The sequence below is a fragment of the Pirellulales bacterium genome, assembly GCA_019694435.1.
Taxonomy (GTDB): Bacteria; Planctomycetota; Planctomycetia; order Pirellulales; family JAEUIK01; genus JAIBBZ01.
The window spans coordinates 1-8,578 of the sequence record JAIBBZ010000069.1 but is presented as its reverse complement, the minus strand read 5'-3'; the positions used below and the strand labels follow the sequence as shown (position 1 = coordinate 8,578).

Below are 8,578 nucleotides of genomic sequence, written 5' to 3'. Positions count from 1 at the left end.
CTCGACCAGCCGGCCTTGACGACCGACGTGATCGTGGGCTTTCCTGGCGAGAGCGAGGCGGATTTTCAAGCCACTTGCACGGCCCTCGAGGCGATCGGCTGTTCACGCACTAACATCTTTCCTTACAGCCGGCGCCGCGGCACGCCCGCGGCCGAGTTTGTCGACCAGGTGCCGGCCGAAGTGAAGGCCGAACGCGTCGAACGGCTGCAACAGCTCGACGAGCGCTTGCGCCAGCGATACCTGGAGCAACTCGCAGGCCGCCGCTTGCGTGTCTTGATCGAGGGTCTGGACGACACCGACGATCGCAGGGGGCTGGGCACGGCCTGCCGTTATGTGCCCGTCGCGGTGACCGCAGCATGCGGGGCCGACCTGGCAGCCGCCCGGCGACCCGGCTATCGCGGTCAACTCGTCGACGTCCTTGCCGGCCCGGTTCGCGGCGGGCAATTGCTGGCATTGCCGCTGGACGAAAGCCCGGCAAATCGCCGCGTCGCGCATCGCTAGCAGCACAGCCGCCAGCTTGCGGCGCGATGCCGACGCAAGCATCGCGCAATCCGCTCTGGTCGGCCCGCAGGGCGTCTGGTAAGGTCCGCCCCGCTTTTCCCAAGATGGCCGAGGTTCCTTGGCCGGCCCTGTGTCAGGGCGAAAGCGCCGGCGCAGCGAATCCCCGCTGGGCCGACGGTTTGTCACTCGATCATTTCCCCTGCGACTGCGCCTGTCCGGAGACCATGCCGATGCGCCGCTGCTGGTTTCGTGCGTGGATGCTGCTGACACTGACGCTGACGGTCGCCCCCGCGGCTGCCGAGCCGGTTTGGCAGCGAATCAGCGTGTTCAAGCGGATCGAGTCGAGTCCCGACCAGGATTACGCGATCACCGAAGACAACGGCCCCTGGATGATCATGGCCGTGACCTTTCTGGGCGACCACGCCGAGCGCGACGCGCATGAGCTGGTGATGGAACTGCGGTCGCGCTACAAGCTGCCTGCCTACACCCACGCGATGGATTTCGATTTCTCGAAGCCCATCGTCGGCCGCGCGCTCGAGGCCGACGGCAGCGTGGCCAAGATGCACTACCAGCGCGGCAACAAGTACAAGGAAATCGCCGTGCTCGTGGGTGACTACTCGACGGTCGACGATCCGCAGGCCCAGAAAGTCTTGCAGAAGCTCAAGCTAGCCCAGCCCGAGTGCCTGCAGCCGCAGGACGGCAAACCGACGAGCCGCCCGCTGGCCGGCCTGCGCGCCATGCAGCGCGAAGCGCACCAGCTCATCGGTAACGAGCAGAAGGACTACGGACCGATGGGCCACGCGTTCGTGACGACGAACCCCCTGCTGCCGCGCGAGTACTTTCGCCCGTCGGGACTGGACCCGCTCGTCGTCAAGATGAACCAAAACGTCGAGCACAGCCTGTTGGATTGCCCGAAGAAGTACTCCGTGCGCGTGGCCACCTTCATGGGACGCTCGGTGATCCTGGAGAAGAACACCCAGCACTTGCTCGACGACAACGATGAGGCCGAGAGCAAGCTGGCCGAGGCCGCGATGAAGGCGCACAAGCTCACCGTGGCACTGCGTGCCAAGGGCTACGAGGCCTATGAATTCCACGATCGCTACCTGAGTCTCGTCACCGTCGGCAGCTTCGACGCGGTTGGCACGCCGCGTGCCGACGGTAAGATTGAGATCAACCCGCAAATCCATCGGCTGATGGAGACCTTCGGGGCCAAGAAGAGCGCCACGGCCGGGAGCACTGCCCCCGTAGGCAAGGCCAAGAGCCTGGGCGGCATCGCGTTCGACGTTCAGCCGTTGCCGGTCGAGGTGCCGCGCGAATCGGTCAGCGGTTCTTTCACGCGGGCGAGCTTGTTCGATTGACGGAAAGCACACGAGTGACGCGGCCGCTGTTGGTGCTGGGCACTACGAATCTCAAAAAAGGGCAGGAACTCGCCGAGCTGCTGGCCCCCGCGGGAATTGCGGTGGCTACGCTGAGCGACTTTCCGCCGGTCCTCGATGTCGTCGAAGACGGCGACTCGTTTGCCGCCAACGCGGCGCTCAAAGCCCAAGCCCAGGCCAGGCGTCTCCAGCGGTGGGTGCTGGCCGAAGACAGCGGGCTCTGCGTTGCCGCGCTCGAAGGGGCCCCGGGCGTTTATTCGGCGCGGTTTGCCGGTGCCAACGCCACGGACGAAGCCAACAACCGGCTGCTGCTCGATCAGCTGGCCGGGGTGCCGACCGAGCGCCGTGGGGCCTGGTACGTGTGCCACGCAACCTTGGCAGCGCCCGATGGTACGATTCGCGCCGAGGCCGAAGAAACCTGTCGCGGACGCATTCGCACCGAGCCGGTCGGCCAAGCGGGGTTCGGGTATGACCCCTTGTTCGAGATCGTCGAATACCACCGCACGGTCGGCGAGCTTGGTGCAACCGTCAAATCGTGCCTGAGCCACCGCTCCCGGGCGCTGAAGTCCATCTTGCCGGCGATCTGTCGCGAGTTGGCCGCAACTTGAGATTGCCGTGCGACGGTCATGCCGCCCTGGCTCGCGCGGCGGTTTTCGTGCGGCGTCGCCAACACGCGGCGGGCGAAAAAAAGCAGCCCAAGGCAAATAACCTTGGGCTGCTCGAGAATGACGCGGCTGCCCCGCGAATGATCATTGCAAGGAATCTACCGGTTCTGCCGCGGACCGACAAGCTGGTTTTCTGCTCGTTGCGACAGTTTCGTCACTTCACAACCCGGCGATTCCCACCCAAGGGGTGGCATCCAAACGGGGCCGTTGATGCCCTGAGTCGCCGCGTTGACGCCTCGCGACCCGTGACGTAGATAAACTTCGACACCGGAAGTCGTTGGTACGCCTCCCCAAGAACGCGGTACAGCATCGGCCGATCTCTACGATTCGCCGCCGCTGCGCCACGGCGACTGCTGCCCCCACTCCCTCGGGGCACGACAGCCGGCCCAGGCCATCTGTGCAGCCCTGCGGCTGCCGCGGAGTTGCGCTGGCGCTGGCCGAGACATTCATCCGCTTGGGGAATTGCTTGCCATGAAGACCGGCTCGCTGCTGTTGGTAGACGACGATCAACACATTCTCAACTCGATGGCCGACTGGCTGCGCGAGCAGGGCCACCGAGTCGACACGGCGCGCACCTATGCCGAGTGCCTCGCGGCCTTGGCCAAGCGTCCCTATCAGCTCGTCTTGGCCGATATCCATCTGCCGGATCGCGACGGCTTCGAAATCCTGGCCCATTGCTGCGAGCATCATCCCGACACGGCCGTCATCATCATCACCGGCTACGGCACGATCGAAACGGCGATGGAAGCGATGCGCCGCGGCGCCTTCGACTTCTTGACCAAACCGCTCATCGACCAGGAACTGGAACTGGCGATCGAACGGGCCCTGGGTCAGCGCGAGATGATCGCCGAAAACAAGAACCTCAAGGCCCAGCTCGACATCCGCTTCGGCCTCGAAAGCATCGTCGGTCAAGACCATCGCATGAAGAAGGTCTTCGACATGATCGACTGCGTGGCCGATACGCGGGCGACGATGTTGATCACCGGCGAAAGCGGGACCGGCAAGTCACTCATTGCTCGTGCCATCCATCGCCGCAGCCCGCGCCGCGACAAGCCGTTCGTCGAAGTGGCCTGCGGCGCGCTGCCCGAGACATTGCTGGAAAGCGAATTGTTCGGCCACGTGGCCGGCGCCTTCACCGGGGCGACGACCGAGAAGGTCGGTAAATTCCTCCAGGCCGACGGCGGCACGATCTTTCTCGACGAAATTGGCACCGCGTCGCCGGGCATGCAGGTCAAGCTGCTTCGCGTCTTGCAAGAGCTGCAGTTCGAGCCGGTGGGCGGCACCAAGACGCAGACGGTCGACGTCCGCGTGATCCTGGCCACGAACGAAGACCTGGCCCAGGCCGTGGCGGCGGGCAGGTTCCGGCAGGATCTGTATTACCGCATCAACGTGATCAACATCGAACTGCCCGCCTTGCGCGAGCGGATCTCGGATATTCCCGCGCTCGCGCAGCACTTCTTGCAAAAGGCCTGCCAGGACTCGGGCCGCAAGGTGCGCGGCTTCGCCGACGAAACGTTGGCGGCCCTGCAACGCTATCGCTGGCCGGGCAACGTCCGCGAGCTGCAGAACATCGTGGAGCGCGGCGTGTTGCTCTGCAAAGGCGATCTGGTCACGCTTGGCGACTTGCCGTCGCAGTTTCTCGCCGAGGGGCCGGTGCCGATCGAATGCGTGCAAAACCGCTCGCTCAAGCAGGCGCTCTCGGCACCCGAGCGCCAAATCATCCTGGAAATGCTCGAGCGCAATAACTGGAACCGGCAGCTCACCGCCGACGCGCTGGGCGTCAACCGGACGACGCTCTACAAGAAGATGAAGCGCCTGGGGCTCGAAGAGAAACACCTGGCCCATTGAGCGGCCGGCCGTGGCGCAACCTTGACCCATCGAACAATCAGCCCCCGGCGAACCCAAACAGTTCGCCGGGGGCTGAATCGTTTCCGCGGGCGCCCCGCGCGCGGCGCTTAGGCCGTGGCCGCGGGCTGCCCCTCGGCTGCGCGGCTGCCGTTTCCGCCCGGTGCACGCTGCGTCGCGGCGAACGTGAACTCGTCGAACTGGTAGTCGACCACGATGTCGCTGCCGGTCGTGAACTCCTGCCGTAGGATTTCCGTCGCCAGCGGGTTCTGGATCTTCTGCTGGATCACGCGTTTCAACGGGCGAGCGCCATAGGTCACGTCGTAGCCCTCGGCCGCGATCGCGTCCATCGCAGCATTCGTCACCGTGAGGTGCAAATCGTTCTGTTCCAGTTGCTTCTCCAGCCGGGCGATCTGCAGCTCGACGATCTTGCGAATCTGCTGCGGCTGCAACGGATGGAAGACGATCGTTTCGTCGATGCGGTTGATGAACTCGGGCAGGAACCGCGTCTTAATCGCCTCGAACACCGCTTCGCGAATCTCCGTGTCGCTGCCGCCTTGGCTCGAAATCTCCTGGATCGCGTGGCTCCCCAGGTTCGACGTCATGACGATGATCGTGTTGGTAAAGTCGACCGTGTGTCCCTGGTTGTCGCTCAACCGGCCATCGTCGAGGACTTGCAGCAGAATGTTGAACACGTCCTGGTGGGCCTTTTCGATTTCGTCGAGCAAGACCACGCAATAGGGCCGGCGGCGCACGGCCTCGGTCAGGCGACCGCCCTCTTCGTAGCCGACGTAGCCCGGCGGCGCGCCGATCAACCGGCTCACGGTGTGCCGTTCCATGAACTCGCTCATGTCGAGCCGGACCATGGCCGTCTCGTCGTCGAACAGCACTTCGGCCAGGGCCTTGCACAACTCGGTCTTGCCCACGCCCGTGGGACCAAGGAACAGGAACGAGCCGATCGGGCGATTCGGATCTTGCAGGCCCGAACGGCTGCGCCGCACGGCGTTTGCCACGGCCGTGACCGCCTCGTCCTGGCCGACCACGCGCTGGTGCAACCGCTCTTCGAGCACCAACAGCTTGGCCCGCTCGGTTTCCATCATGCGGGAGACCGGAATTCCCGTCCAAGCGCTGACGACCTCGGCGATTTCCTCGGGCCCCACCTCGCGCCGCAGCAAGCGGCGGCCGGTCGTCGCGGCCGGAGCGGCGTCCTTGTCCTCGAGTCGCCGCGCCAACGCTTTGCGCTGCGATTCCAGCTCGAACAGTCGCTGATATTGCGCTTCTTCGACCGGTTCGCCTGCGGCCTGCTTCTGCTTGATCGCGGCGCTGAGTTGGTCGAATTCCAACTGCACTTTGGCGAGCTGCTCGTGGACTTGCTGCACGTCGCCGGCGCCGAGCTTTTCGGCCTCCCACTGTTCGCGCAGATCGGCCAGCTTGGCCCGTAGCGAGTGCATTTCTGCTTCGATTTCCTGGCGCTGTTCCTGGGCGTGCTCCTCGGTTTCCTCGGCCAGTTGCCGGGCCGCCAGCTCCAATTGCATCAGCCGCCGCTGCACCTCGTCGATTTCCGTCGGCACGCTTTCCAGCTCCATCGCCAGCCGGCTGGTCGCCTCGTCCATCAGGTCGATCGCCTTGTCGGGAAGGAACCGATCGGAGATGTAGCGGTGCGAAAGCTGGGCCGCGGCGACCAGGGCCGAGTCTTTGATCTTCACGCCCTTGTGGTGCGCTTCGTAGCGGGGCTTCAATCCGCGCAGGATCGCGATCGTGTCTTCGACGCTCGGTTCGCCGACGAACACCGGCTGAAAGCGTCGTTCGAGCGCGGCATCCTTTTCGATGTACTGGCGATACTCGTCGAGCGTCGTCGCGCCGATGCAACGCAACTCGCCGCGGGCCAGCGCCGGCTTGAGCAAGTTCGAGGCGTCGCTGCCTCCTTCGGCCCGGCCAGCCCCGACCACCGTGTGCAGTTCGTCGATGAACAGGATCACGCCGCCGGCGGCTTCCTCGACTTCGCGCAAGACGGCCTTGAGCCGTTCCTCGAACTCGCCGCGAAACTTGGTGCCCGCGACGAGCGCCCCCAAGTCGAGCGCCACCACGCGCTTGTTCTTCAGGCTCTCGGGCACGTCGCCCTGAATGATCCGTAGCGCCAAGCCTTCGGCGATGGCCGTCTTGCCGACGCCCGGCTCGCCGATCAGGACGGGATTGTTCTTCGTGCGCCGCGAGAGCACTTGGATGACGCGGCGAATCTCCTGATCGCGGCCGATCACCGGGTCGAGCTTGCCGGCGCGGGCGCGTTCGACCAGGTCGATGCCGTAGCGCTTCAGGGCCTGGAATTTTTCCTCGGGGTTCTGATCGGCCACGCGCCCGGAGCCGCGCACGGCACGCAGCGCCGCCAGCAATTCCTGATCGCCGATCGCGTGGAGCTTCAAGAGGCGTTTGGCGGGTGAATCCGTCTTGGTGAGAGCCAACAGCAGATGCTCGGTCGAGACGTACTCGTCCTTCATCGTGTCGGCTTCTTGTTGCGCAGCCGACAGGATCTGCGCAGCCACCGAGCTGAGCTGCGGCGTAGCGCCACCGCTCGAGCTGGGGAGCCTCGCCAAGTCCGCCGAGACGACCTGGTCGAGCTGCCCGCGATTGGCCCCGATCTTGTCGATCAGCGGGCGGACCAGGCCGTCGGTTTCGGCCAGCAGTCCGGCGAGCAGGTGCAGCGGCTCGATCTGGGCATTGCCGCGGTCGGCGGCCAGGTTGCTAGCGCGCTGCACGGCCTCTTGGGCCTTGATCGTGAACTTGTCGAAGCGGAATGCCATCGCGTGCCTCCTGGCGCCGTCGGCGCGTACCTGGTGCGCACAACTTCACACGGCGGTCGTCCGCGGCAGCCGGTTCCGGACGGCTGCCCGCGGATCAGTTCGTCGCCCTCTTCCCACTTCCGTTACAGGCGAAACGGGATCAGGAATCCTTGACTTCGAATTCCGCGTCGATGGCGTCGTCCTCGCTCGACTTCGGCTTGCTGGCGCCGTCGCCGGGCGCGGGGCCGCCAGGCTGCGCCCCGCCGGTGCCGGAATACAAGGCCCGGCTCACGGCGTGCGAAGCCTGTTCGAGCTCGTGGATCGCCTGCTTGATCGCCTCGACGTCTTCGCCCTTGGCCACCGAGCGCGTCTTCTCGATCGCCGACGTGACAGCCGTCTTGTCTGCGTCACCGAGCTTGCCCTCGTGCTCCTTGAGGAGTTTCTCAAGTTGGAAGCACATCGACTCGCTCTGGTTGCGCAGCTCGGCCAGCTCGCGACGCTTCTTGTCTTCGCCGGCATGCTGTTCCGCATCGCGCTTCATCCGGTCGATCTCGTCCTTCGACAAGCCGCCGGTGTTCTGGATCCGGACCGTCTGCTCCTTGCTGGTGGCCATGTCCTTGGCCGAAACGTTCAGGATGCCGTTGGCGTCGATGTCGAACTTGACCTCGATCCGTGGCACGCCGCGCGGCGCCGGCGGAAGGCCCTCGAGGTTGAACTGTCCGAGCAGCCGATTGTCGTTGGCCATCTCGCGTTCGCCCTGGAACACCTTGATCGTCACGGCCGTTTGATTGTCGTCGGCCGTGCTGAACTCCTGCTTGCGCTCGCAGGGAATCGTCGTGTTGCGCTCGATCAGCCGGGTCATCACGCCACCGAGCGTTTCGATGCCCAGCGATAGCGGCGTCACGTCCAACAGCAGCACGTCCTGCACCGTGCCCGACAGCACGCCACCTTGAATCGCCGCGCCGACGGCCACCACCTCGTCGGGGTTGACGCCCTTGTGAGGCTCCTTGTTGAACAGCTTGCGTACCAGCTCCTGGACCTTCGGAATCCGGGTCGAACCGCCCACCAGCACGACCTCGTCGATTTCCGAGGGCTTGAGCTTGGCGTCTTCCAGGGCCCGCAGCACCGGGCCGCGGCAGCGCTCGACCAGTTGGTCGACCAACTGCTCGAACTTGGCGCGCGGGATCGAAATCTGCAGGTGCTTGGGACCGCTCGCGTCGGCCGTGATGAACGGCAGATTGATGTCGGTCGTGGCCGACGAACTGAGTTCTTTCTTGGCCTTTTCGCAGGCTTCCTGCAGGCGTTGCAGGGCCATCGTGTCCTTGCGCAGGTCGATGCCTTGCTCGCGCTGGAACTCGTCGGCCACATAGTTGATCAGGGCCTGGTCGAAGTCGTCGCCGCCCAGGTGCGTGTC

At 65.0% G+C, this 8,578-nt stretch carries 6 protein-coding genes; 4 read left to right on the top strand and 2 right to left on the bottom strand.

Going from position 1 to position 8,578, the window contains the following annotated elements; genetic code table 11:
- From K1X74_23105 to K1X74_23090, 4 genes are all read left to right on the top strand, one after another.
- Positions 1 to 501: hypothetical protein (locus K1X74_23105; protein ID MBX7169240.1), on the top strand; the 501-nt coding region annotated here is incomplete at its 5' end.
- 104 nt (positions 502 to 605) lie between these two features.
- Positions 606 to 1,859 carry a hypothetical protein gene (locus tag K1X74_23100; protein MBX7169239.1) on the top strand — a complete coding sequence of 418 codons (1,254 nt, stop codon included), beginning with the start codon at positions 606 to 608 and terminating at the stop codon, positions 1,857 to 1,859.
- 26 nt (positions 1,860 to 1,885) lie between these two features.
- Positions 1,886 to 2,485 carry a non-canonical purine NTP pyrophosphatase gene (locus K1X74_23095; GenBank protein MBX7169238.1) on the top strand — a complete coding sequence of 200 codons (600 nt, stop codon included), beginning with the start codon at positions 1,886 to 1,888 and terminating at the stop codon, positions 2,483 to 2,485.
- A gap of 528 nt (positions 2,486 to 3,013) precedes the next feature.
- Positions 3,014 to 4,390, top strand: coding sequence for a sigma-54 dependent transcriptional regulator (locus tag K1X74_23090; protein ID MBX7169237.1), 1,377 nt, complete (start codon positions 3,014 to 3,016; stop codon positions 4,388 to 4,390).
- Positions 4,391 to 4,497: 107 nt separating this feature from the next.
- Here K1X74_23090 and clpB read toward each other — a convergent pair whose 3' ends face one another.
- Positions 4,498 to 7,185, bottom strand: coding sequence for an ATP-dependent chaperone ClpB (gene clpB, locus K1X74_23085; GenBank protein ID MBX7169236.1), 2,688 nt, complete (start codon positions 7,183 to 7,185; stop codon positions 4,498 to 4,500).
- A gap of 139 nt (positions 7,186 to 7,324) precedes the next feature.
- A partial coding sequence (locus K1X74_23080) for an Hsp70 family protein (protein MBX7169235.1) occupies positions 7,325 to 8,578 on the bottom strand: 1,254 nt, incomplete at its 5' end.